24 protein-coding genes are annotated in these 25736 nt (G+C 57.8%); 7 read left to right on the top strand and 17 right to left on the bottom strand.

The annotated features are described in order from the left end of the window. Nucleotides 1–40: 40 nt before the first annotated feature. The 15 genes from tauD to U9O48_RS04860 all read right to left on the bottom strand — a co-directional run bounded on the left by tauD (nt 41) and on the right by U9O48_RS04860 (nt 12793). Nucleotides 41–892, bottom strand: a complete 852-nt coding sequence (gene tauD / locus U9O48_RS04930; RefSeq protein WP_282492679.1) for a taurine dioxygenase — start codon at nt 890–892, stop codon at nt 41–43. Continuing rightward, nucleotides 889–1716, bottom strand: a complete 828-nt coding sequence (gene tauC, locus U9O48_RS04925) for a taurine ABC transporter permease TauC (RefSeq protein WP_324723692.1) — start codon at nt 1714–1716, stop codon at nt 889–891. The genes tauD and tauC overlap by 4 nt, the downstream gene beginning before the upstream one ends. Continuing rightward, entirely contained in the window at nt 1713–2480 is a 768-nt protein-coding gene (gene tauB / locus U9O48_RS04920) for a taurine ABC transporter ATP-binding subunit (RefSeq protein ID WP_324723691.1), read from the bottom strand. Before tauB ends, tauC begins: the two co-directional genes overlap by 4 nt. 12 nt (nt 2481–2492) lie before the next feature. After that, nucleotides 2493–3455, bottom strand: a complete 963-nt coding sequence (gene tauA / locus U9O48_RS04915) for a taurine ABC transporter substrate-binding protein (protein ID WP_095280932.1) — start codon at nt 3453–3455, stop codon at nt 2493–2495. A 138-nt stretch (nt 3456–3593) separates the two neighbouring features. Then, on the bottom strand, nt 3594–4184 hold the full coding sequence (locus U9O48_RS04910) for a hypothetical protein (protein WP_324723690.1): 591 nt from the start codon (nt 4182–4184) through the stop codon (nt 3594–3596). Between the two features lie 114 nt (nt 4185–4298). Continuing rightward, entirely contained in the window at nt 4299–4784 is a 486-nt protein-coding gene (locus tag U9O48_RS04905; RefSeq protein WP_324723688.1) for a hypothetical protein, read from the bottom strand. After that, nucleotides 4747–5484 carry a winged helix-turn-helix domain-containing protein gene (locus U9O48_RS04900; protein WP_324723686.1) on the bottom strand — a complete coding sequence of 246 codons (738 nt, stop codon included), beginning with the start codon at nt 5482–5484 and terminating at the stop codon, nt 4747–4749. The genes U9O48_RS04905 and U9O48_RS04900 overlap by 38 nt, the downstream gene beginning before the upstream one ends. A gap of 145 nt (nt 5485–5629) precedes the next feature. Further along, complete coding sequence (locus U9O48_RS04895) at nt 5630–6403, bottom strand: EAL domain-containing protein (RefSeq protein ID WP_324723684.1); 774 nt, start codon at nt 6401–6403, stop codon at nt 5630–5632. Continuing rightward, the gene (locus U9O48_RS04890; protein ID WP_285145257.1) at nt 6403–7269 is read right to left on the bottom strand and encodes a hypothetical protein; all 867 of its coding nucleotides are present in this window, start codon (nt 7267–7269) and stop codon (nt 6403–6405) included. The genes U9O48_RS04895 and U9O48_RS04890 overlap by 1 nt, the downstream gene beginning before the upstream one ends. 13 nt (nt 7270–7282) lie before the next feature. After that, nucleotides 7283–7765, bottom strand: a complete 483-nt coding sequence (locus U9O48_RS04885; protein ID WP_324723683.1) for a fimbrial protein — start codon at nt 7763–7765, stop codon at nt 7283–7285. After that, entirely contained in the window at nt 7758–8342 is a 585-nt protein-coding gene (locus U9O48_RS04880; protein ID WP_324723682.1) for a fimbrial protein, read from the bottom strand. The genes U9O48_RS04885 and U9O48_RS04880 overlap by 8 nt, the downstream gene beginning before the upstream one ends. A 19-nt stretch (nt 8343–8361) precedes the next feature. Continuing rightward, nucleotides 8362–9117 (bottom strand): fimbria/pilus periplasmic chaperone, encoded by a 756-nt coding sequence (locus U9O48_RS04875; RefSeq protein ID WP_282492688.1) that lies wholly within the window; start codon nt 9115–9117, stop codon nt 8362–8364. Nucleotides 9118–9146: 29 nt separating this feature from the next. Next, a complete protein-coding gene (locus U9O48_RS04870) occupies nt 9147–11633 on the bottom strand; it encodes an outer membrane usher protein (RefSeq protein ID WP_324723681.1) in 2487 nt (828 codons plus the stop codon). Between the two features lies 1 nt (nt 11634). Beyond that, on the bottom strand, nt 11635–12189 hold the full coding sequence (locus U9O48_RS04865) for a fimbrial protein (RefSeq protein WP_095280923.1): 555 nt from the start codon (nt 12187–12189) through the stop codon (nt 11635–11637). A gap of 88 nt (nt 12190–12277) precedes the next feature. Next, a complete protein-coding gene (locus tag U9O48_RS04860) occupies nt 12278–12793 on the bottom strand; it encodes a fimbrial protein (RefSeq protein ID WP_103949952.1) in 516 nt (171 codons plus the stop codon). Nucleotides 12794–13455: 662 nt separating this feature from the next. Between U9O48_RS04860 and U9O48_RS04855 the strand changes: the two genes are divergently transcribed. The 6 genes from U9O48_RS04855 to fbpC all read left to right on the top strand — a co-directional run bounded on the left by U9O48_RS04855 (nt 13456) and on the right by fbpC (nt 21264). Next, nucleotides 13456–14085 (top strand): response regulator transcription factor, encoded by a 630-nt coding sequence (locus tag U9O48_RS04855; protein WP_324723680.1) that lies wholly within the window; start codon nt 13456–13458, stop codon nt 14083–14085. Further along, the gene (locus U9O48_RS04850) at nt 14085–15626 is read left to right on the top strand and encodes an MASE1 domain-containing protein (RefSeq protein ID WP_324723679.1); all 1542 of its coding nucleotides are present in this window, start codon (nt 14085–14087) and stop codon (nt 15624–15626) included. Before U9O48_RS04855 ends, U9O48_RS04850 begins: the two co-directional genes overlap by 1 nt. 85 nt (nt 15627–15711) lie before the next feature. Further along, nucleotides 15712–17022, top strand: a complete 1311-nt coding sequence (gene uhpC / locus U9O48_RS04845; RefSeq protein WP_324723678.1) for an MFS transporter family glucose-6-phosphate receptor UhpC — start codon at nt 15712–15714, stop codon at nt 17020–17022. A 3-nt stretch (nt 17023–17025) separates the two neighbouring features. Continuing rightward, nucleotides 17026–18057 (top strand): ABC transporter substrate-binding protein, encoded by a 1032-nt coding sequence (locus tag U9O48_RS04840; RefSeq protein ID WP_063135461.1) that lies wholly within the window; start codon nt 17026–17028, stop codon nt 18055–18057. 77 nt (nt 18058–18134) lie between these two features. After that, on the top strand, nt 18135–20213 hold the full coding sequence (locus U9O48_RS04835) for an iron ABC transporter permease (RefSeq protein ID WP_324723677.1): 2079 nt from the start codon (nt 18135–18137) through the stop codon (nt 20211–20213). A gap of 4 nt (nt 20214–20217) precedes the next feature. After that, the gene (gene fbpC / locus U9O48_RS04830; RefSeq protein WP_282492695.1) at nt 20218–21264 is read left to right on the top strand and encodes a ferric ABC transporter ATP-binding protein; all 1047 of its coding nucleotides are present in this window, start codon (nt 20218–20220) and stop codon (nt 21262–21264) included. Nucleotides 21265–21420: 156 nt separating this feature from the next. Here fbpC and mmuM read toward each other — a convergent pair whose 3' ends face one another. After that, nucleotides 21421–22353: a homocysteine S-methyltransferase gene (mmuM, locus tag U9O48_RS04825; protein WP_324723674.1), complete on the bottom strand. Its 933-nt coding sequence runs from the start codon at nt 22351–22353 to the stop codon at nt 21421–21423. Further along, a complete protein-coding gene (mmuP, locus tag U9O48_RS04820; protein WP_324723673.1) occupies nt 22340–23740 on the bottom strand; it encodes an S-methylmethionine permease in 1401 nt (466 codons plus the stop codon). The genes mmuM and mmuP overlap by 14 nt, the downstream gene beginning before the upstream one ends. Nucleotides 23741–24157: 417 nt before the next feature. Here mmuP and U9O48_RS04815 point away from each other — a divergent pair, with 417 nt between their 5' ends. After that, complete coding sequence (locus U9O48_RS04815) at nt 24158–25267, top strand: AI-2E family transporter (RefSeq protein WP_282492698.1); 1110 nt, start codon at nt 24158–24160, stop codon at nt 25265–25267. The last annotated feature ends 469 nt before the right edge of the window (nt 25268–25736 follow it).

Genomic DNA, 25736 nt, shown 5'->3' with positions numbered 1-25736 from the left:
CTTCGCCTTACCCGGCCTACAAAACCGCCACCCGACGCCCTTACCCCGCGCGATAAAACGGCTTATCCCCCAAAATCGTCGCCCGCTGCATAATCCTGCGCTGCGGCAGGTAATCCGCATTAGCGTAATGCTGCGTCACGCGGTTATCCCAGATCGCCAGATCGTTTTGCTGCCAGCGCCAGCGCACCTGGAACTCCGGTTTCGTGATATGCGCAAACAGGAACCCTAACAGCGCCTCGCTCTCTTTCTCGGCCAGATCCACAATCCGCGTGGTAAACCCTTCGTTCACGAACAGCGCCTGTTTGCCCGTCACCGGATGGGTGCGCACCACCGGATGCAGCAGCGGCGGATGTTTCGCCACCGCCTCCTGCCAGCGCTGATGCTCCTCCTCGCTTTTGCGATACTTATATTCCTGGAAGGATTTCTTGAAATCGTGCTCCGCGCGCAAACCACTCAGCAGCTGTTTAAGCGGGGCTGACAGCGCCTCGAATGCCGCAATCCCGCTGGTCCACAGCGTATCACCCCCGGTGTCCGGCAGCAGCTTGGCCGCCAGAATCGCGCCTGCGGGCGGCGTCTCGATAAAGGTCACGTCGGTGTGCCAGTTGTCGTTATCCGGCGGATTATCGTTGTGGGTATCCAGCACGATAATCTCCTCCACCCCTTCGGCATGCGGATAGACCGGGTGAATATGCAGATCGCCAAAACGCAGCGCCAGAGCGCGTTGCTGCTGCGGAGTTACCGCCTGCTCGCGCAGGAACACCACCTGATGGCGCAGCACCGCGTGATACAGCTGCTCAAACTGGTTGTCACTCAGCGGGCGCGTCACGTCGAGGCCCGAAATTTGTGCGCCAATGTACGGCCCCAGCGGGGTAATGGTCAGACGTTCACTCATTGTATCTCTCCATGCCAGGGCGTCAGGCGGCGCTGTAACGCGCGCAGCCCCAGTTCTAAACTAAAGGCAATCACGGCGATCACCGCGATCCCTGCCAGCTCCACATCCGTCGCCAGAAATTCGCCTGCCGACTGCACCATAAATCCAAGCCCGCGCGTGGCGGCAATCAGCTCCGCCGCCACCAGCGTCGACCAGCCCACGCCTAAACCAATGCGCAAACCGGTTAAAATCTCCGGCAGCGCGCCGGGTAAAATCACAAACCACAGCACCTGTGCGCGGCTGGCGCCAAGCGACTGCGCCGCGCGGATCCGCACCTGCTGGGCGCTCTTCACCCCGGCCAGGGCCGACATGGCGACAGGGGCAAAAATCGCCAGATAGATCAGTAAGATCTTCGAGGTCTCCCCGATACCAAACCAGATCACCATCAGCGGCAGATAGGCCAGCGGCGGTACCGGGCGGTACAGCTCGATCAGCGGATCGAGGATCCCACGCACCGTCGGACTGAGCCCCATCGCTATCCCCACCGGAATACCGATGATCACCGCCGCCAGCAGCGCCACCAGAATGCGCCCCAGGCTCGCCGCCAGATGCTGCCATAAGGTCGCATCCATAAAGCCCTGCGGCCCGGCGATGGAGATCAGTTTTGTCAGTACCTGGGCAGGCGGCGGCAGAAACAGCGGGCTGACCCACTGCTGCGCCGCGACGGCCCACCAGATCGCCAGCAGCACCAGCAGCGTGCCTGCACTCAGGGTAATCTGACGAGAAAATGGCCAGCGGAAGGTGAAGCGTTTTCCGGCCCGTTTTTCGCTAAAGACGATGCTCATGAGAACGCCTCCCGCTGCTCAAACACACGGCTCAACACATATTCGCGCTGAGCGATAAACTGCGGATCGGATTTGATGCTGCGCACCGGCTCTCCCGCGACAAAGCGACGGGCAAAGTCCAGCGGCAGGCGCTCCAGCACCCGGCCCGGCCCCGGCGAAAGCAGCACCAGCTCGGTCGCCATAAACACCGCTTCTTCGATGTCATGGGTAATCAGCAGCACCTGCTTGCCGGTCTCGTGCCACAGGCGCAGGAGCAGGGTTTGCATCTGTTCGCGGGTGAAGGCGTCCAGCGCACCGAAAGGTTCATCCAGCAGCAACAGCTGAGGATTCGCCGCCAGCGCACGAGCAATCCCCACGCGCTGACGCTGCCCGCCCGAGAGCTGCCAGATGAAGCGTTTTTCCGCCCCTTCCAGCCCCACTTTTTTCAGCATCTGGCGCGCCGTTTCAAGGCGCTGCGCGCGCTCGGTCCCCGCCAGTTGCAGACCGAAGGCGACATTCTCCTGCACGTTGCGCCAGGGCAGTAATCCTTCACTCTGGAAGACCACGCCGCGCTCCGCGCCGGGGCCTTTCACCCGTTTACCTTCCAGATGAATGGTACCGTGCTGATACGGAACAAACCCGGCGATCAGATTAAGCAGCGTGGTTTTCCCGCAGCCGGACGGCCCAAGCACCACCAGCAGCTCTCCGCTGTCCAGCGTCAGATTGATATCCTCCAGCGCGGGCTTCCCGCCGTAGCTGGCAGACAGGTTTGTTATTTGCAGCATCACGGCCTCCCGTTACTTCACAAAGCGATCGGTCACGAACTGGCTGTAATCCGCCGCCACCGCAGGCACTTTGCCCTGCTCTTTCAGGAACCCGGCAGTGTCGACAATCGCCTTATTCACCGGGCCCGACAGCTGCTGCACCTGTTGCGCAGGCGTCAGGTAGGTATTACCTTTCACCAGCCCCGGCACGTCGGATTCAGGGACGCCGCTCAGGCGCGAGAGTTTTTCCAGATTCGCCGGCTGTTTCAGCCACTCGTCCGGATTTTCGATATACGGCTGCTGGGCATCGATGGCGCTTTTGGCGAAGGCTTTCACCACTTCAGGATGCTTCTCGGCAAAGTCCTTGCGAACCACCCAGACGTCCAGCGTCGGCGCGCCCCACTGGCCCACTTTTTCCGAGTCGGTCAGCACGGTGCCGTCTTTTTCCAGTTCGTTCACTGCCGGAGCCCAGACGTAGGCCCCGTCGATATCCCCGCGCTGCCAGGCGGCGATAATCGCCGGTGGCTGCAGGTTCAGAATCTGCACCTGACCGGGTTTGATCCCCCAGTGTTTGAGGGCCGCCAGCAGGCTGTAGTGGGTGGTTGAGATAAAGGGCACTGCGATGCGCTTACCGATCAGATCTTCCGGTTTGGTGATATTTTTCTTCACCACCAGCGCTTCGGAATTCCCGAGCTGCGAGGCGAGAAGGAAGACTTCAATCGGCACTTGCTGGCTGGCCGCTACCGCCAGCGGGCTTGAGCCGAGGTTGCCGATCTGCACATCCCCCGATGCCAGTGCCCGGACGATGCTCGCGCCGCTGTCGAACTTGCGCCAGTCAACTTTTGCGCCGCTCTCTTTGGCAAAGGTGTTGTCCGCCTGCGCGACTTTCGCCGGTTCCGCGGAGGTTTGATACGCGACGGTCACATCGACCGCCTGCGCCTGAAATGCCCACAGCGCCAGTGCGCCGAGTAAGGTAATACGCGATGAAATTGCCATAGTGTCTGCTCCCCTCTTGTTATGGGAGCAGTATTTCTGGCGCAGGAATTTTGATAAAGGAATAAAAAAGAATCTGTCATTCCAAACGGTTTTTAGATAAAGAAGTGCAAAGCAAAGTGAAAAAACGGATAACCCGATTTATCCCCGCAGCCAGGTGGTGGGCAGAAGGTATTCCCGGTTAAGCAGGTCGTGGCGAAACACATACAGGCAGACCATATAGAAGTGTTTGGCATTTAACCTCTGGCACATTTTGTCGCGTAATTTATAGACCTGCTTATAAGAGCAACACAGCCGTTCGGCGATCTCCTCAACGTCTATATCCGCCAGTAAGCTCCTGATTAACGTCGTCTCGCGCTCATTGATTTCAACATAAATTTTCCGCTGCCATTTATCGGCAGAAAACGTTTCAAGCTCGCTCAAAATGTCGCAGGCGATCTGTTCCCCGGGGGATTTCATATCGACAGCGTTATGTCGTCTTGGCATGGGCGAGACCTGACAGGTTTCGCTCTCCATTTTCAGGACCAGCGCTTTGGTTTTATCGAACAGGGCGGATAACCATAAATAGACATCTTCGAGATAACGTAACGAAACCCGGCTATCTATTAACACCAAACATTCGCTCGAATGTTCTTTGGAATAGATAATCTCCTGCAAACGACGAACCGGCAGGAATTGCTTTATTCCATTATACAAATAGTTATCTTTTGTTATTAACACCATAGAAGACATTCGATTACACCATCAAGCTTATATCAGTCAGAAAAAGGCACAGGAAAACGCTGGCCCTTGATATTCACAGGGCCAGGACAGGCAATTATCAATGAAAACTAATGAGATACCGCGTTATTCAGTTTTAGCGCATACCAGTACGGTTCGCCGTAAATCGCTAATACTCCAGATTTCGTTGTGTAATTTCCTTACTTTAAAGAAAAACACTTTTTGTGCCGAGGTGAGCTTTTGCGACAGAAATTCAGGCAAGGTTTCACCACTGTTTTTATCAATCCCTTCGCGCTGGAATTCAACAAAATTGTGGTTACTGTCATCGGAATATCGTAGCCGCACATAGCGATCGACGATATAGCGTTTATCACCGTAATTCACTACCCCATACTCGGTAATATAGCTGCGCGCATCCGGGACAAAATGGACCACGAGATGAATTCGGGCATCCAGTTTTTCCTCGTTACTGTCCATCGTGAGATGGATATCGGCAGTACAATCGAGATCGCTTTTACTCTTCGGTACGTAAAGCAGCGCCCCCACAAACAAGATAATCAACAGCGCAACAAGACTAATCACCTTTAGTCGTGATGTAGTTTTTACATTCACCCAGAGCCCCTTTCACATCCAGCGTGCATTTTGCGACAATGATTTCAAGAAGGTCCGTTTTTTCATGGAGCTTACTGTCATCGTAATAGATATTATGTGGGGTCGCGCATTTCTGTAATAACCTTACGCCTTTACCGTCCGCGAAATAGCGTTCGACACGATCCACATTGACGTTATTGAAATAGTAAATTTTGCACGCATTCACTTGTTTGTAAAAAATGACCTCTTCACGCTTAGTAAAAAAATTGAGATACAGCGCGACCACAACGGCAATAATCATCACCAGCGTCGCGCCCGCACCTATCAGCCAGCTCTTATTGACACCCGGCTCCTTATCTGGCTGAGAAATGGCCTGCATCACCATATAGTCTCTGGATTTCTCATTAAATTGCAGATCGTCAAGCATCAAGGCAAACCCCTGTTTGGGGATGGTTTTCAGGACATCGTGAATGTCGAATTCTGAAAAAATCTTGCGCAGTATGCTGACATTATTGTTCAGACTATTGCTCGAGGGCGTCAATCCAAAATCTCCCCACACCTTCTGCAAGAGATCCTCTCGCGTCATGAGCTTATTATTATTCTCCAGAAGTACCAGTAAAAGCCGACACGCCGGATTGGAAAGCAAATGCTGATCTTTATCATCCGAAATCGTCCTCTCCGCCACTTTGAAAGAGACCTTTTTGTTTATTATAAAATGCATAGCACTGTCACCAGCTCCAATATTAATCCACACTTTTTATGGCGATAATGCCAATAACCATTTTAGCGTATATGAATAAGGGTGACAAAACACCAGAAAATCAACCAAACTAATAAACCACATTGTTCCGATGGTAATATTCAATTCAGGCCGCAAGGTATTGTTGTAATTGCGTTTTACTTAATGCATTTGAAAATAGATAGCCCTGTTGGATCTGAATTCCCATTTCACACAGTGCCTGCGACTGGCACGCTGTTTCAACGCCTTCGGCGATGACATCCATTTTTTGCGACTGGGCAAGACTGGCAATCAGGGAAATAATCGACGCGGAACGCGCGCCTGACGATAATCCTTCGACAAATAAGCGGTCGATTTTTAATCCATCGACATTGAATTGTTCAATGCAATTCAGGTTTGCACAGCCGGTGCCAAAATCATCAAAATAGACGGCGACATCCGCCAGCTGTAATTTCAGGATTGTCCCCGCCACTTCCGGCGTATTCGCCAGGGGCTGCGATTCGGTGACTTCCACCACCAGGCGATATTTCTCCAGCGGCAGGGCGGCAAGAAACGACAGCGTATCGAAAACAAAACCGGGCTTTTCAATTTGCGCCGGGCTGGCGTTAAAAGAGAGATGTAACCCGTCTGGCAGCAGCGCATCCAGTTCATTAATATCTTCCGCCACCTGGCGCAGCAGATGCTGGGTCATCTCTGGCATCAGCCCTTGCTCTTCAAACGCAGCAATCAGATCGACGGGCGTTGAGTCCACGTCGGCCAGCGCCCAGCGCATCAGCACTTCCAGCCCGTGAAGGGATTGGGTTCCGGCGTCAATCACCGGCTGATAATAGGGAACAATCTCCCCCATCATCAGGGCGCAGTAGAGATCGACACTGCTTAAAGACGATTCAGGATTTTTCATTATTCCACCGTGATCAGCATAATCGTTGAGCCCGAAAACTCGCCCGCTTCCGGAGTGCCATTGGTGCGCAGTACCGACTTCACGACCACGTTATCCTGGGCTTCCACATCCAGGGTAAAGCCCGAGGTGCCGAGCACGTTGTCGTTCATGTAGAGCTCTGAGTAGAGACTGCCGTCGTCGCGCAGCTCCACTTTGTCGGCGGAGTAGATGTAGAGTTTCAGCGTTTGCGAGGTCGTGCAGCTGATGCTGACATTTTCACTGACTTCATGCCCTTCCAGCTCCTTGCGACTCAGCGTGCCGTGATCGAGGGTCAGTACGTCCTGGTCGAAATCGCAGGAGCCGCTCGGGGCGGGGGCCGCGCCGCAAATACTGCCGGGCATGAGCGGGTAGCCCTCAAAGGTCGTCGAATTCACCTCCGAAGAGTTGCTGCCGAGGTTTTTTCCGGCGGCATAAAAGAACCCGACGCACTCTTCGGTGGCGACCGTACTTCCGCTATGACGCGTAGTGGAGGAGTAAGGCATCGGGAAGATGGCTTTCATCTCTTTGCCGAGATCGCCCAGCGTCTGTGCCGTCAATAAAAACGGATAGACACCCGCCCCCCATGAACGGTGCGTACGCGGGCCAGACGTCCCGGCTGCGTTGTGCCGGTGACCGACAAAAATCGTGCATGCCGTTAAGCCGTAGCAGGGATTGGGGGTGGAATCCTCCTCATCCCAGTCGGCAAGGGTAAAGCTGTAGTCGTAGCAGTAGGTCGCGGTGCTTGAGCAGGTCGCAAGACTGTCAATCCATGTCCAGATCGACGCCGACGCAGCCTGGCTAAAGGCCAGCCCTCCCAGCAACATAATGGCGTACAGCAATCGTTTCATCAGAATGTGTCCCTTACTGGTACTGAATTTTCAGCGTGGCGGAGGCGGTAAAGACCCCGGTTTCCACCTCGGTCGCGTCATCTTTCATCGGTGCGGCCTGCAACACCGGCACTTCCGGCCAGGTGAACGGCATCCAGGTGTTGAGCGGCATCGACTCGCCGTTCATGTACAGCTTGATGCCCAGCCCTTCCCGGTCGGTGCCGAGATAATCGTCGCTGAACGAAGTGGCTGTGCCTTCAAACTGCATCTCCAGATCGTTGGAGGTCAGATCCTCGCAGGCCAGCGAGTAGTCGATGTTCTGCATAAAATGCTCGCCGTCGATCTGCTTCGACTGCAGGTTATTGCCGAAATCCACGTGAATGGTTTCGCCGTTGTTGATCTCGCAGACCCCTTCCACGATCACCCCCGTCACGTTCACCGTCAGGGCGGCAAAACAGACGGGTGTCAGCAAGAGCGCAGATGCGCCTGAAAGCAGGCGAAGAAAGAAACTAGTCATAGTTAAGCCTGAAGTGGATCAGCGCATGCCACGCGCCCGCCACCAGCGGGGCAGCGGTACGTTCCGGCGCGATATAGTAGAAAAGCGTGTTGCCGCCCGGCTCGAGCAGCAGCGGCTGCCCTTCGCTTCCCAGACGCACATCACGGTGATAGCGATCGGTCAGGCGCAGCGCCACGCCGCTCGTCCCGGACACTTTTACCAGGCCGGGATTCAACACCTCGCCCGGTGCCACAAAGCTGACGGTGACGGAGGGCTGATCGCGGCTCCAGAGCAGATCCCCGCTCCAGGCATCGCGGATCGTCGCGGGTGACGGAAGGCAATCTTCCAGGCGGATCGCGACGCGTACCGGCGTGCCCTGATCGCCCGGTTTTTTCAGCTCACCGGTGGCGATGGTGCCCATGTCGATCTCCTGCCACGCCGACTCCATCGCCAGCCGACAGGCGCTCTCGGTCAACGCGCCGTAAACCTGCAGCAGCCCGTACTCGCCGTCCACCAGCGCCACGTCATCGGCGGCGGCGGGTCCTGCGGCGAGGAGCAGCGCCAGCGCGCCCCCGTTTTTCCAGTCTCTGAATTTCATTCAGCCCTCCCGAAATCGCTTACTTTTTCTTTTCCTGCGGGACGGCTTTACACGCGTTGCCCCCGCAGCTAAAGACCAGCTTCGCTCGTCCACCAAAGTCGTTCACATAGGTCAGGACCGGCGCGCCGCCGAGTGCCGATGCGGAAGGTGCAAGAACCAGCTGCCCTTTCGGTTCGACCATCACCGGCTTAAACCCGGCCGCGGCTTTGCCGGTCAGCGTCGACGACGCATTCACCAGCGAGATGTAATACGGCGTCGGATTGGTGATGCGGTACTTGTCCCCTTCGCGCGTCAGGGTCAGCTGTTCCTGGAACGGCGTGGCGTAATCCGTGCGCTTCACCTCGAGGGCCGACGGGCGATAGAACAGCTTGATGCGGGTCTGGAGCGCCAGCTGCAGGGTGTTAGGTTTGGTGCTTTTCGGCGGGATCTCACGCAGATTGAAGTAGAACAGCGACTCCCGATCCTGGGGCAGACGCTGGATCGCGGCGGTGGATTGCACCTTGATCTGGCTCTGCTCGCCCGGCTCGATGCGCTGAACCGGCGGGAGCAACACCAGCGGATCGGTGATCTTTTTGCCCTGAGGATCTTCCACCCAGCCCTGCGCCAGGTACGGCAGGGTTTTGTTTTCGTTGGTGATCCGCAGGCTGACGGATTTCGCCGCGCCGTCGAAAATCACCCGGGTACGGTCCAGCGCCACGGCGGCGTTGGCCTGGTGCGCAACAGCGCTAAACGCCAGCGCGATGCCCGCCAGGGCATGCAATCGTACATTCGTCATCTCAAAGCTCATCTCTTGTTCGGGCCGGTTCATTCCGGCGCACAGGTTAAAAGCAGGTTATCCAGTACCTGCGGAAGGACAGGTGGCAGGTTCACCACGCAGCGGGCTTTGCCGTCCCATTTCACGGTCATTTTTCCATTGGCCTGGATGCCGCTCAGCCAGACGCTCCCTTCGTCGTTCACGACGCCGGTTTCCTGATTTTTGTCATTCACGACGGAGGCGCCAAACGGCGGATAGCTCCCGTCGGCTTTACGGATAAAGGCCATCGCTTTGCCCCCGGCAATCACATCAAACTGGCGGTAGCCGATGGCCCCTTCGGTGAGTGTGGCCTGGGAAACGGAGCGGGTGACGTCGGCGTTTTCGTCCAGTTTGTCGACGTCGATGCGGATCGGATTGCGGTAGTAGCTGTTCACATCCGCAATCACCGCCTTGCCGAAGCGGTTAGTTTTGACCGATGCGCCAAAGCCTTTCACCGGCACGCCGCTGACGCCTGCGGTATCCACCAGCACCCGGCTTCCGCCGCGCGCGTTGGAGCGATGCGCCGCCCCGCCCTCCGTGGTCATGGTCAGACCGCCGTTGAGGGTCATCCCCAGGGCGCTGTAGCTGCCGGCCTGGTAGCTGGCGTTGGCCTGCACCTGGGTGCTGTCGCCCTGCCAGGTGTAGTAGCCGTAGCCCGTCGGCCCGCTGCGCGACAGCCCGCTGCTGACCTGGAAGCTGTTGTGCTCATCCAGACGACTGTAATAGCTGACGCGATGGGTGTTATCCGTGCGGTTGACGGTGGCGCCGTAGCTCAGGGATGTGCCGTTGCCAATCGGAAGTGAGATCGACACATATGCCCCGTCGTCCTTCAGGGAGTAGTACTCGCTGCGGTACACCGACAGGGAGACGCTCATGTTTTTGAACGGCCCAACGTCGAGGTAACGCGACATCGAAAGCGTCAGGCGATCGTTGTCGGCGCTGTTCCAGTAGGTCTGGTGGCTGTAGTTCAGATAGGTGCTCAGCCCCAGCTCGCGAAAGCGCTTGTTGAAGGAGAGCGTGTATTTCTCTTTCGGGCTGTGGGACGCCCCGCTGCCGTAGCGCGCGTCGAGATATTCCGACATGCTCATAAAGTCGCGCTCGGAGAAGCGGTAGCCCGCGAAGGTCACCTGGCTGTCGTATTCGTCGAAAGTTTTGGAGTAGCTGACCCGATAAGAGGTGCCGGAGAGCGTGCCGTCAGAGGGGAGCGAGGCGCGCGACTGGGTGATATCCGCCGCCACGGCGCCCAGCAGGTAGAGGTCACGACCGATCCCCATCGACAGGGCGTTGTAGTCCCCGCCAATGACCGTACCACCGTACAGCGTCCAGCCGTTAGCGATCCCCCAGGAGGCCTCCCCGGAGGTAAACAGCGGCCCGGTCATGCTGTGCTCCCACTCGGAGGGCTTACCCGCCGCAAGCTTGTAGCGCACCGCACCGGGACGCGTCAGATAAGGCACCGACGCCGTCGTCACCTGGAAGGTCTGCACGCTGCCATCCAGCTCATCCACGCGCACGTCCAGGGTGCCGGAGACCGCGTCATTCAGCTCCTGAATGCGAAACGGCCCCGCCGCCACCTGGGTTTCGTACAGCACGCGCCCCTGCTGGCTAATGGTCACTTTCCCGCCGGAGCGGGCGATGCCCGTCACTTCCGGCGCATAGCCGCGCAGGCTCGGTGGGAGCATGCTGAGATCCGAGTTCAGACTGACGCCGCTAAAGCGGAAAGTGTCGAATATGTCCGAGCTCAGGTAATCCTCGCCCACGGTCAGCTTGGCTTTCAGCGACGGGATGGCGCGATAGAGGTAGTAGCGGCTAAAGCTGAAATCTTTGTCGGTATTGCCGTTGCGCTTGTCCCAGTTGGTCTGCCAGTCGGCGCGGGCGCGCCACGGCCCCAGATTCGCCCCGAACACGCCGGTTCCGCTCAGGCTCTGGCTGTCGGACGAATTGACCGAGTGCTGGGTCTGCACGTTGAGGTTGTAGTCGGCAATCACCCCAGGGATCCCCTCATCCCAGCGCGACGGCGGGTCCCAGTTCGGGGCGGTGAATTCGAGGTAAGCCTGCGGGATCGCCAGATAGAGGGTATCTTTCGCCAGATCGACGCGCATCTCCAGCCCCTCGAGGCTGGCTTTATCCAGACACTGGCCGTCACGCAGCCAGCTTAACTCTCGCATGGCGCTGGCTTTCAGCGTCAGGCGTGAAACCAGCTCAGGTGAGAGGCAGATCAGGCTCTCCTGGCCATTTTCGCCGACCGGATAAACCACGATTTGCTCTTCTTTCAGGCTCTCCTTGTTCACCATAATGGTGAAGGTGTAGTCGCCAGGCATGACATAGCCGCGACGGGAGAAATGGCTGAGATCGATGTTGTCTTTATCCTGAGTATCCAGCACATCGGTATTGAACTGGATCTCGTCATCGGCCCAGGATGCTGAAACCGGCAGCAGCATTCCCAGAATGAGCAAACTGAGGGTCGAGCGTCTGAATCGTGGCGGAGTCTGTTTATTCATCTCAGTAATAATCCATTCTGAAGCGAATCAGCGACTGATACGTCCCTGATTTCAGCGGCTGGCCGTCGCTTACCATCTGCAGCGCATAGTGAAGATCGATATTTCCCCGGGTGACCTCTTTTGCCGGAAGCGCCACGCCGGGCACCGCGAGATTGCCGTCGGTATCGCGAATGGTGAGTTCAATGCCCTCGGCTTCACCGCGAATGGCAAAACGTTCCGTTCCGGTCATGGGATCAAAGGTGATTTGGTAATACTCAGAGTCGAACTGGCTGTTCCCTGGTGAGGGCAGCATCAGGCAATTGATTAAACGAACGGTAAAATGACGCGTTGGGCCATAGCCTTTGGTGGCTATTTCGGCGACGGGGGTTTCTCCCATATCAATCGTCTGGTCGCGGCTATCAAGATCAATGGCGCAGGGGGTATAAAGCACCTCCCCTTTAATGAATATCGCGCCGTCCCCCTGGTTTGCCGCCAGTAATGGCAGGCAATAACCAGACAGGAGAAAAAGGAAGATTTTCACGATCGGCGGTGTCGATGTAGATAATAAAAAATGCATCGCAATCCCTTTTCTCTTATTCGGTCAGAGTGGAATATCAGACGGCCAGAAAGGCCGCCTGAATAACATCGTGGAATAAGGGGAAACCTTATTCGTATGCCAGAGTCCAGTTCGTCACACCGGTGAAATCACCTTCGGTTGGCGCTTCGCCACCGATGATGTAGGCGGAGTACGCCAGGGTGTTGTCGCCGTTCTGGATGGTCTGGCCTACGGTCGCTTCACCCAGGGTGATCGCGTTGCTGTCGCCGTCGGTCATCACGATGCCCACGTCGGTTGCAGAGCCGGTCACGCCCAGTACCGCGCCGTCAACGCTGGAATCCGCGCCGGTAAAGGTGGTGGAGACGGTGTTAGCCGTATCCACAGAGCAGTTTTCCAGGTGGATGTAGAAAGGAACCGGCGTAGAGGTGCCGCCGTTAGCCACTGCAGAGCTGGAAACCTGGCCCAGGTCGATGGTCTGATCGTCATCGCCCGCTGCCACGGAGCATGGCGCGTCAATCACGGAGCCGGTGAAGGTCACCACGCCGCTACCTTGATCGGCCTGAGCGCCAAATGCAGTTAAACCTGAAGCCAATACCAGAGCAGAAAAAACGTTATTCAGTTTCATAAAAGTGGTCCTGTAATTTAAGGAAATGACACACAAATAAGATTTTTGATTAATGAATCTTGAGCAAAACTCTCCCGAACCAGATAAATGCTCTGGCTTAATTTCCTCATCAATCAAAAAACCTCTAAACATATTCACCAGCAAGTTCAAACCTGATTGCGTATTTCGGCCTGCGCCTCGCTGATGCAATAAATAGTAACCCGTAATGACTTAAAAAAAAGGCGAAATAGCCCTTCCAGTCAATAACAAACAACTCCAACAAATAAGAGGTTTAATTAGAATAATAAATACAGCAGAAACGAGGATTAGATTTTAATACTAACGAAACATGAAATAATAGGTTATTGAACCACAAAATAATGAATCAGCCGCGGCAGGCAGAGGTAAAATCACTATTCGCAGCAGCAATGCGTTACATCTCCGTCACCTGTTTTCACACCATGTCAATAAACAGACAAATTGATTCATATATTAACGTGCCTCTGTTTCCGCCCACTGAAAAAGACAATACCCACGCCCTGCCCTGATATCGGCAGGGATATTGGCAAAGGTTTTTAATTTATTGCATTTTTGTTACACAGGTTACATAACCGCGCTCAGCTTATTGCCACGCCCGGCGCAACAGGCATCATGGATATCAACTTCGGTAAGAGAAATAAGCAATGATCAAAGTGGTGCTGGTGGATGACCATGTGGTAGTGCGGTCTGGTTTTGCGCAGCTTTTAAATCTGGAAGACGACCTGGTGGTCGAAGGCCAGTACAGCTGCGCGGCCGACGCCTGGCCTGCATTAACGCACAGTGATATTGACGTCGCGGTGCTGGATGTCGCCATGCCCGATGAAAACGGGCTGAGCCTGCTCAAACGTCTGCGCCAGCAGCGCCCGGCGTTTCGCGCCATCATTCTGAGCATCTATGACACCCCCGCCTTTGTGCAAAGCGCCCTCGACGCCGGGGCCAGCGGATATCTCACCAAACGTTGCGGCCCGGAAGAGCTGGTGCAGGCGGTGCGCTCCGTCGGCATGGGCGGCCACTATCTCTGCGCCGACGCGGTGAAAGCCCTGCGCGGCGGCCAGCCGGTGTCGAAAGTGCTGGATGTCCTCACCCCGCGCGAACGGGAAGTGTTCGACCTGCTGGTGAAAGGTGAAAGCGTCAAAGCCATCGCCTTTACTCTCGAGCTGAGCCATAAAACCGTTCACGTGCATCGCGCCAACGTGCTGGGGAAATTACAGTGCAGCAGCACCATTGAGCTGGTGCATTTCGCCCTCGACAATCAGCTGCTGACGGGCCACTGATGCGGCGTTCTCTGCGGCACATTGTCCTCTCCCTGTTCATTATGCTGGCCTGGGGAACCGGCTGGCTGATGCTGTGGACGCTGAGTTTTTATCTCACCCACAACGGCCAGCAGGGGGTGCTGTTCCTGCCGCAGGGCGTCTATCTGGCGCTGTTAATTCTTCTGTCGCGCCGCTTCTGGCCTGCGGTGGTGTTGCCGACGCTGGCCGCGATGTTGTGGCTGCACAGTGAGCAATTACTGACCGGCTATCTGATGCTGGCCGCCCCTGTGCTCGGGCTGTTCCCGGCTTACGCCGTGCAACGCTACTGGCGCCGTTTTCCCCTTTACTGGCAGCGGCTGTCACTGCTGATTGCGGCGGTGAGCGTCAACGCCCTGCTGCAAACCCTGTGCCTCGCGCCGTTTCTGCAAAGCCCGGCCACGCTGCTCGGGCTGGCGTCGTTTACCGGCGGCGTTCTGCTGACGCCCTTTGTCTATCTGGTGTTTGAATTTTTGCGCCAGCAGCACCGGTATCATCTCCTCGGGCTGGACACCACCAACCCGCCCCTGCGCACCTCGCTGATTATCTGGTGCAGCCTGTTTTTCATCATCGGCATTGGCACGCAGATGGTGCTCTCCCCCGCTCTGGAGCGGCTGCTGCTGATTGTGGTATTCCTGCCGAACGTGGTGATGGCGTGGAAATTTGGCTGGCAGGGCGGCGTGCTCTCCGGACTGCTCGGCAGCATGATGATCACCATTGCCCGCCAGGTGGGCGTCGGGTTTACGGATCTGCTGGAGCTGGAGATTTTTCTCGCCACCCAGTCGCTGCTCGGGATTGGGCTCGGGATCGCCATCAGCCGCCAGCAGCAGCTGGCGCTGAATCTCGACCACTATCGCCGCAGGCTGGAAGCGGAGCTGCAGGCCCGGCGTGAGCTCACCGAAAAGCTGATCCACACCGAAGAGGACACCCGCAAACACCTGGCCCGCGAGCTGCACGACGAAATCGGCCAGAACATCACGGCGATTCAGATCCAGTCCCAGCTGGTGAAACGCGCGGGAGATACTCCGCTGGCGGTCGAAGCCGCCGGGCAGATCAACGAGCTGGCGCGGCGCATTCACCACTCCACCCGCCAGCTGTTGCGTCAGCTGCGTCCGCCGGTGCTCGACGAGCTGTCGCTGAAAGAGGCGTTGCACCATCTGGTAAACGAATTCGCCTTCCCGGAGCGCGGCATTACCTGCCGTTTTGACTGGCAGCTGGACGCCCCGCCGCAAAACGAAACCCTGGTCTTTACCCTCTATCGCCTGCTGCAGGAGCTGCTGAATAACGTCAGCAAACACGCGGACGCCAGCGAAGTGCGGATCGTACTGCGCCAGCAAAATCATCGTCTGATCCTCGACGTGTCGGACAACGGCAGCGGCATTCAGCCGGAAAAAACGCCCGGCTTTGGCATTCAGGGGATGCGCGAGCGCGTTCACGCTCTCGGTGGAGAATTCACGCTGGAATCCCAGGACGGCACCCGCGTAATTGTTAACCTGCCCACAATTTTGCAACAAACACCGCGCTAACCAGGAAAAAGTCTTAGCCACTCCAGACTTTCTCTCATCCCTTTTGCCTTGCACTTCCCTACAGTCAGCTCAAACGGAGAACGCCATGCACGCACTGTCTGCTGAAGAGATTTCTCAACGCTATCGGGCCCTGCGCCCACGCCTGTTGCTGTGCATGGCTGTCGGCTACGCGGCGTTTTACCTGACGCGCAAAAGCGTCAACTACATCCTGCCCGCGCTGCAAATGGATTTGGGGCTGAGCAAAAGCGACATCGGGCTTATCGGGTCGCTGTTTTATCTGAGCTACGGACTGTCGAAATTTGCCGCCGGACTGTGGCACGACCGCCACGGACAGCGGGCGTTTATGGGGATCGGCCTGCTGGCCACCGGCGTGCTGAACGTGCTGTTTACCTTCAGCGATTCGTTTGGCCTGCTGCTGTTCATCTGGACGCTGAACGGATTCTTTCAGGGATGGGGCTGGCCGCCCTGCGCGCGCCTGCTCACCCACTGGTATTCGCGCAACGAGCGCGGCTTCTGGTGGGGATGCTGGAATACCTCCATCAATATCGGTGGGGCGATTATTCCGCTGATTTGTGCCCTTGCCGCCCATCTCTGGGGCTGGCAGGCCGCGATGCTGACACCGGGGATTATCAGCATTGTGCTCGGCATTTGGCTGACCACACAGCTGCGGGGGACACCGCAGGAAGAGGGTCTGCCAACGGTCGGGGAGTGGCGCAACGATCCGCTGGAGTTGCGCCAGGAGCAGCAAAGTCCGCCGATGGGTTTGTGGCAGATGTTACGCACCACCATGCTGCAAAATCCGATGATCTGGCTGCTCGGCGCGTCCTATGTGCTGGTGTATTTGATCCGCATTGCGCTCAACGACTGGGGCAACATCTGGCTGTCGGAAAGCCACGGCGTCAATCTGCTCAGCGCCAACGCGACGGTGATGCTGTTTGAGGTCGGCGGTTTGCTCGGCGCGCTGTTCGCCGGATGGGGGTCGGATCTGCTGTTCAGCGGGCAACGTGCGCCGATGATTTTGCTCTTCACGCTGGGCCTGATGGTCTCCGTCGCCGCCCTGTGGCTGGCGCCGGTTCACCACTACGCCCTGCTGGCGATGTGCTTTTTTGCGGTCGGATTTTTTGTCTTCGGCCCGCAAATGCTGATTGGTCTTGCCGCCGTCGAATGCGGGCATAAACAGGCGGCAGGCTCGATCACCGGTTTTCTCGGCGTCTTTGCCTATCTGGGAGCGTCGCTGGCCGGATGGCCGCTGTCGCTGGTGATTGAACATTACGGCTGGTCGGGGATGTTCAGTTTGCTCTCCATCGCCGCCGTACTGATGGGTTTATTACTGATGCCGCTGCTGATGTCGGGCATCACCGCTTCTCGCAGTCACATAACGTCTTATAAGGGCTGAATAATGAAAACAACGCTTCTCTCTACCCTCATTGCTTCCGGGATCGCGCTCGCTACCTTAACCGGTGCCGCGCAGGCCAAAGGCCGTCTGGTGGTCTATTGCAGCGCCACCAACGAAATGTGCGAGGCCGAAACCAAAGCCTTCGGCGATAAGTATGACGTCAAAACCTCATTCATCCGCAACGGCTCCGGCAGTACGCTGGCAAAAGTTGATGCTGAGAAGAAAAACCCGCAGGCGGATGTCTGGTACGGCGGCACGCTGGACCCGCAGTCGCAGGCCGGTGAAATGGGGCTGCTGCAGCCGTATAAATCGAAAAATCTGGAGCAGATCATGGAGAAATTCCGCGATCCGGCCAAGGTGAAAGGCAACCTCTCCTCCGCCGTTTACGTCGGCATTCTGGGCTTTGGCGTCAACACCCAGCGCCTGAAAGAGAAAAACCTGCCGGTGCCGAAGTGCTGGAAGGATCTGACCAAACCGGAATACAAAGGCGAGATCCAGATCGCCGATCCGCAAAGCTCCGGCACCGCCTACACTGCGCTGGCGACCTTCGTGCAGCTGTGGGGAGAAGATCAGGCGTTCGACTACCTGAAACAGCTTAACGGCAACGTCTCTCAGTACACCAAATCCGGCATCGCCCCGGCGCGTAACGCCGCACGCGGTGAAACGGCTATCGGGATTGGCTTCCTGCACGACTACTCGCTGGAAAAAGAACAGGGCGCACCGCTGGAGTTGATTTCGCCGTGCGAAGGCACCGGGTATGAGATCGGCGGCGTCAGTATCCTGAAAGGCGCGCGCAACGAAGAGAACGCGAAGCTGTTCGTTGACTGGGTGCTGTCAAAAGAGGCTCAGGAGCTGGCGTGGAAGAAAGGCAAGTCTTACCAGATCCTGACCAACACCACCGCCGAGACCTCGCCGAACTCCCTCAAGCTCGACGACCTGAAGCTGATCAGCTACGACATGGACAAGTACGGCTCAACGGATGTGCGCAAGGCTCTGATCAACAAATGGGTCAGCGACGTGAAGATGGGTAAATAAGCCTGCGATAAGTGGTCAATGCCGGGTGGCGGCTGCGCCTTACCCGGCCTACATTTTCCTCAACACCCGGAAAACTTATGTCACACACACTCGCTCTTCATCCCGTCAAAAAACGGGATGCGGTATTCCTTTGGGTTTTACTTGGCTGGGTGGCGTTTGCGCTGCTGCCGAGCTGGAGCCTGGATTACGGCCTGCTGGAGTCAACGCGCGAAGAAATTCTCGACGCCTACAGCTGGTCCCACTTCAATATCAGCTGGCTGTGGTATCTGTTGCCAAGCCTGCTGCTGGTGCGGCCGTTTAACGAAGCGAAGCGCGAACAGCGCAGCCGCCACTACCTCGACGCGGGCTGGGCGCTGCTGTGCATGGCCTTTATCGTCATCAGCGCGACGGTGGAAGGACGCGGTTTAGGTTTTGCCACTATCGTGCTGTTCGTTGCTCTCGGCGCGATCATGACCCTGGCGCTGACGCGGCTGGAGTGGCTGGGCGGCGACCGCTTTGTGATTGGCTCGCTGATTACCATCGTGGCGCTGATCGGCATCTTTATCGTCTGGCCGAGCATCGCCATTTTCATTCCGATGTTCACCAACGACGCGGGCGAGTTCGCCCCGCTGGCCTTTATGACCGTGCTGTCACAGGCGCACATCGTGCAGGTGATCATCAACTCGGTGCTGCTGTCGATCGCCGTCGGTATCGGCTGTACCTTCTTCGGGCTGGTGCTGGCGATCTACACCACCCGCATCGCGAAACGCAGCGCCATCATCGGGCGCATCTTCTCGATCCTGCCGATCGTCACTCCGCCGTTCGTGGTGGGTTTAGGCGTGACGCTGATGATGGGCCGCTCCGGGTATGTCACCGAGCTGATGGTCGACTGGTTCGGCCTGACCAATACCAACTGGCTGTACGGCTTCACCGGCATCTGGCTGGCGCAGGTGCTGGCGTTCACCCCGATGGCCTTTATGATCCTCGACGGGGCGATCAAAACCATTCATCCCTCGCTGGAAGAGGCCTCTTACACCCTGCGCGCCAGCCGCTGGCAGACCTTTAACGGCGTCTTCGTCCCGCTGCTGAAACCGGCGCTGGCGAACGCGTTCCTGATCGTGATCGTCCAGTCGCTCGCCGACTTCAGTAACCCGCTGGTGCTCGGCGGCAACTTCGACGTTTTAGCGACGCAAATCTACTTCTACATCACCGGTTCGCAGCTGGATTATCAGGCCGCCAGCACCCTCGGCGCGTTTCTGCTGGTCTTCTCGCTGCTGGTGTTCTGCATCCAGTACATGTGGATCGGCAAACGCTCGTACGTCACCGTCTCCGGTAAATCCTACCGTGGCGACGTGCAACCTCTGCCGGTGACGCTGGTGTGGGGTGTGGTCGCCCTGCTGGCGGTGTGGATTGCCTTTAACGCCCTGCTCTACGGCAGCATTTTCTACGGCAGCTTCACCGTTAACTGGGGCGTGGATTACACCCTGACGCTGGATAACTTTATCAAACTGTTCGGCCAGGGGATGAGCGACGGCGCATGGCCTTCCCTGCTCGACACCCTGCTTTACGCCGGGATCGCCGCGCCGATCACCGCCGGTTTTGGCCTGCTGATCGCCTGGGTGGTGGTGCGCCAGCAGTTTAAAGGCAAAAAGACCATTGAGTTCACCACCATGCTGTGCTTCGCCGTACCGGGCACGGTAGCGGGTGTCTCTTATATCCTGGCCTTTAACAGCGCGCCGGTTTACCTCACCGGTACCGCAGCGATTGTGATTATTTCGATGGTGATGCGTAACGTGCCGGTCGGCATTCGCGCCGGGATTGCGGGATTAGGGCAGATCGATAAGTCGCTGGACGAGGCGTCCCTCAGCCTGCGTGCCGGGAGCTTGCGCACCATTACCCACATTCTGCTGCCGCTGCTGCGCCCGGCGATCCTGTCGGCGCTGATCTACAGCTTCGTGCGCGCCATTACCACCGTCAGCGCCATTGTGTTCCTCGTCACGCCGGATACCCGCGTGGCAACGGCCTACATCCTGAACCGCGTGGAAGACGGCGAATACGGTGTGGCGATTGCCTACGGCTCGATCCTGATTGTGGTCATGCTGGCGATCATTTTCCTCTTTGACTGGCTGATCGGTGAGGCACGCACCTCCCGCTCTAAAGCCAAAAACCAGGCGTAACACTATGACTCAGAAACATTTCGTTGAACTGCGCAATGTCACCAAGCGCTTCGGGACAAATACCGTTATCGAGAACATCAACCTGGCGATCCCGCAGGGACAGATGGTGACGCTCCTCGGCCCGTCCGGGTGCGGCAAAACCACCGTCCTGCGCCTGGTCGCCGGGCTGGAAAAACCGACGGAAGGGCAGATTCTGATTGATGGCGAGGATGTGACGCACCGTTCCATCCAGCAGCGTGATATCTGCATGGTGTTCCAGTCTTACGCCCTGTTCCCGCACATGTCGCTGGGTGAGAACGTCGGCTATGGGCTGAAAATGCTCGGCGTATCGCGCGCGGAAACTAAAGCGCGGGTGAAAGAGGCGCTGGCGATGGTCGATCTGGAGGGGTTTGAAGATCGCTACGTCGATCAGATCTCCGGCGGCCAGCAGCAGCGCGTGGCCCTGGCGCGCGCCCTGATCCTGAAACCGAAAGTGCTGCTGTTTGATGAGCCGCTGAGTAACCTCGACGCCAACCTGCGCCGCAGCATGCGCGACAAGATCCGCGAGCTGCAAAAGCAGTTCAATATCACCTCGCTGTACGTCACGCACGATCAGAGCGAGGCGTTTGCGGTATCAGACACCGTGCTGGTGATGAACAAAGGCAACATCATGCAGATCGGTTCGCCGCAGGATCTCTATCGCCAGCCCGCGTCACGCTTCATGGCGAGCTTTATGGGCGACGCCAACCTGTTCCCGGCGCGCTTTAGCGAGGATTTCGTCGAGATCCACGGGTATCGTCTGCCGCGTCCGATGCATTTTGCGCAAGACGGAGAAGGCTCCGTCGGCGTACGCCCGGAGGCGATCACTCTGAGCGAGCGCGGCGAAGAGAGCCAGCGCTGCACTATCCGGCACGTCGCCTACATGGGACCGCAGTACGAGGTGATTGTGGAGTGGCACGGGCAGGAGATTTTGCTGCAGGTCAACGCCACGCGTCTGCAGCCGAACGAAGGGGAAAATTATTACCTGGAGATCCATCCGTACGGGATGTTTGTTTTGGCGGATGCAGCCTAGGGTTTGCTCCCTCTCCCTGTGGGAGAGGGCCGGGGTGAGGGCACCAGCGCGCACCTTCCCCCTCACCCTAACCCTCTCCCTCAAGGGAGAGGGGACTGTTCGGTGCGGCCTTCTTACCTGTAGGCCGGGTAAGGCGCAGCCGCCACCCGGCAATGTTCAGCGCAAAGCTTTAAGCTCAGCAATATCCTTCGGCGTCGTGCGACAGCACCCGCCGATCAGCTTCGCTCCTGCTGCAACCCACTGCGGCAAATACCCCGCCAGCGTCTCACAAGCCTCACCGTGATGGTGCCAGGTTTTACTCACCGCGTCGTAATGCTCACCGGAATTCGGATAGACCACCAGCGGCAGCGCGGTCAGGGTTTGCAGATGTTCCAGCGCCGCCGTGGTGTTTTCCAGGGCGATACAGTTAATCCCCAGCGCCACAATCTGCGGATAATCCGCAAGCGTTGCCACCACGTCACGCAGCGGCGTACCGTCGCTCAGATGCTCGCTATCGCCCAGGGTAAACGAAAACCACGCCTTCGCGCGCGGATAGCCTGTCAGCAGTTCCGCCAGGGCTTTGATCTCCGCAAAGGACGGCAGGGTTTCGCAGGCCAGCAGATCGGCCCCGGCGTCCAGCAGGGCTTCCACACGCGAACGATGAAACTCGCTAAACTCCGCCGCGCTGCGAACGTAATCCCCGCGATACTCCGAGCCGTCCGCCAGATACGCGCCGTACGGCCCGACCGATCCGGCTACCAGCAGCGTGCCCGCCTGCGGATTTTCCGCCAGATACGCTTCCCGCGCCTTGCGCGCCAGCTCCACGCTTTTGCCGATCAGCGCACGAGACTGCGCCTCATCATAACCGCGTGCGGCAAAACCCGCCGCCGTCGCCTGATAGCTGGCGGTGATCGCCACCTGCGCCCCGGCGCGGAAGTAGTCGAGATGCACTTCGCGTATCAGCTCCGGGTTTTCCACCAGCACTTTGGCGGACCACAGGCTATCGGCCAGGTGGCAACCGCGCGCTTCCAGTTCCGTCGCCATCGCTCCGTCCAGCACGATAAAAGGCTGTGTTTCAAGGAGGGCGGTTAGCGGATTATTCTGCGACATGTTCAGGCTCCTGGTTTTTCGGGGGTTGAGTCAGGTAGTACGCACCATAACACAACGCGACAAACGGCAGCCCGCAGTAAAGGGCGATGCGCTGGGTCGGGTCAAACGCCAGCCCGATGCAGGCCACCAGGCACAGCACAAATCCCAGCACCGGCACCAGGGGATACCAGGGCGCGCGATACTGTAAATCAGCCAGCGGTTTCCCGGCCTGAAGGTGACGACGGCGGAACATAAAATGCGACGCGCAGATGCTTATCCACACTGCCACCACCGCAAAACCGGAAATGGCAGAGAGCGCGACAAACACCGTGTCTGGCGCGATGACGCTGGAGAACAGCGCCAGCACGCCGCCGAGCATACTCACGGAGATCGCCGTCAGCGGGACGCCGTTTTTATTGACGCGGGCAAAGCAGCGCGGCAGCGTTTTCTCATTGGAGAGCGACCACAACATGCGCCCCGACGCATACAAACCGGAGTTGGCCGCCGAGAGGATCGCCGTCAGGATCACGAAGTTAAAAATATCCGCCGCATAGGGAATGCCGACTTTCTCGAATACCAGTACGAACGGGCTTTTTTCGACGCCCGCCTGCTGCATCGGGATCAGCGCCGCCAGCACAAACACGGTGCCGATAAAGAAAATGATTAAGCGCGCGATGGTAGTGCGGATGGCCACCGGGATCACCTTGTGCGGGTTCTGCGTTTCACCCGCCGCGATGCCGATAAGCTCGGTTCCGGAGAAAGCAAAGTTAACCGCCACCATGGTCATCAGGATCGGCAAACCGCCGTGCGGGAACCAGCCTTCCGCGGTGAGGTTCGCCAGCCCCGGCGCGGGTGAGCCGTCCTGCATTGGGATAAAGCCAAAGATCGCCGCCCCGCCGAGAATAATAAAGGCGATGATGGTGATGACTTTCACCAGCGAGAACCAGAATTCCCCTTCGGCGAAAAAGCGCGTAGAGATGACGTTGAGGGCAAAGATGACGGCGCAGAACACCACGCACCAGATCCATACCGGAACCTGCGGGAACCAGTACTGCATACAAAATCCGGCGGCGGTAAAGCTCGAGCCAAGCGCCACCGTCCAGGTGAGCCAGTACAGCCACGCCACCGTATACCCGGTCGCCGGGCCCAGATAGCGCGCGGCATAGACGTGAAACGCCCCGGTCTCCGGCATCGCCACGGAGAGTTCGCCTAGGCACTGCATCACCAGCCACACCACCAGCGCGCCGATGAGATACGCCAGCAGCGTCCCGGCGGCCCCGGTGGTGGAAATAATGTAACCCGTATTGAAAAACAACCCTGTCCCAATCACGCCACCCAGCGAAAGCATAATCAGGTGGCGGGTTTTCATGGTGCGTTTTAGCTGCCCATTGTCTTGTTCTGTTTGCATATTACCTTCTAAACGTATGGACATCTAAACATCCAAAGAAGGTTCGTTATACCGTGATTGTTAACAAAAAGCTAGCCGTGAACCAGCCGCAGCCGGGCGCGCCGCGCGCTGAGACGAGGGTGATTCGTGAGAATGACGTAGAGAATCGGTCGCCAGGCCATAAGCACCTCCACAGGCAGATACTTACAGCATGGCGCGAGGTGCTGACCTCTTCGGTCAGTCGAAAGTGGTATCTGCAGCTGATGAACTCATGCGCTCGTTGCCGGGCCTGCGGATTGACCGGGTTTGGTAGGCCGGGTAAGGCGCAGCCGCCACCCGACTTCTTTCACGGCAGCAATGTGATCCACCCAACAAAATTGGTAAATCTGCCAAAGGGTTCTATAGTCGACTCTGTTTCTTAGCCACCAGGACTCGCTAATGCGCTTTAACGGACTGACTAAAGGTTTCTTTATTCTTATTCTCGCCATTGTCTCAGTGGCTTTCTTTGACATCCTCGCGCCCTACTTCTCCGCCGTGCTATGGGCGTCGATTCTGGCCGTGATTTTCCATCCGGTGAAAAACAAGCTGCGCGGCTGGGTTGGCGAGCGCAACGGCGTGGCGTCGCTACTTACGCTGGTGGTGATCTGCCTGATCGTCTTTACGCCGCTGGTGGTGATCCTCTCGTCGCTGGCCATCGAGCTGAACGTGGTGTACACCAAGCTTCAGCACACCAACCCGCAGTTCCCGGAGGTGGTGGCGAGCCTGTTTGCCCATCTGCCGGACTGGGCGCGGAACTTCCTCGTCGAGCACAATCTGGATAACGCGGCCCAGATCCAGCAAAAGCTGTCGGACGTCGCCCTGAAAGGCGGACAGTATCTGGCAGGCAGCGCCTTCCTGATCGGCAAAGGGACGTTTGGCTTTGCGGTGAGCTTCGGCGTGATGATCTACCTGCTGTTTTTCCTGCTCAAAGACGGGCCGTGGCTGGTGCGCCAGATCCTCGATTCGCTGCCGCTGTCGGATTTTGTTAAGCAGCATCTGTTTGCCAAATTCGCCGCCGTCTCGCGCGCGACCGTCAAAGGCACCGCCGTGGTGGCGGTAGTTCAGGGGATTTTGGGCGGGATCGCCTTCTACATTGCCGGCATCGACGGCAGCGTCTTGTGGGGCGCACTGATGGCGTTCCTGTCGCTCATCCCCGCCGTCGGCTCGGCGATTATCTGGGTGCCCGCCGCCATCTTCCTGTTCGCCACCCAGCAGCTGTGGCAAGGGTTCTTTATCGTCGGCTTCTTCGTGATTATCGTCGGGCTGGTGGATAATATCCTGCGTCCGCTGCTGGTCGGGAAAGACACCAAAATGCCGGACTACCTGATCCTGATCTCGACTCTCGGCGGGATGGAAATCTACGGCATCAACGGATTTGTCATCGGCCCGCTGGTGGCGGCGCTGTTCATCGCCTGCTGGAACTTGCTCTCAGGGCGCGATCACGCGGGCAACGTAGACGAAATCGACGAGGCTTTCATCGAAGAAGGGAGAAATCCTCCCGATCTGTGAATCCCGGATGATAAATAGCAAACAGGCGGCCACGGGCCTATTGCTTGCCCAAGATCTTTAGGGCATCGGTGGAATCGTTCCGTTCACTTTCATTCCTCTGCTTCCGGTCCATCTCTCTGCGGTGAACGTGCCAGGGTGGCTCAATCGCCACCACCCTGGCAACCCCGGCTCCCGGCAAAGAAAATCGCCGCTTCGCGGTGCCTTCGTCTTATTCCTTCCGGCTGGCGGGGACGGGCGCAGGTAACATCCCTGTAAGTCGCGCCCTCGACGCACATCCCTGTGCGTCGCCCCTGCCTCCAGTCAACGCCTCAGCGATTTTCAGCCGGACTCACGTTCCCTCAACCTTCACAGCTGTCTGAATGTGGCACCGGTGTGGGTCCCCGCTGAAATCGGCGAACCGAAGGCCGGATGACAAGGGCTGGACGCCAGGGATGGCGGCCAGAGGCGAAACGAGACAGGAAGTCGAGTC

The sequence above is a fragment of the Lelliottia sp. JS-SCA-14 genome, from assembly GCF_035593345.1.
Lineage (GTDB): Bacteria > Pseudomonadota > Gammaproteobacteria > Enterobacterales > Enterobacteriaceae > Enterobacter > Enterobacter wanjuensis.
Note: the sequence above shows the minus strand (reverse complement) of the source record. Positions and strands in the feature narration are given on the sequence as shown.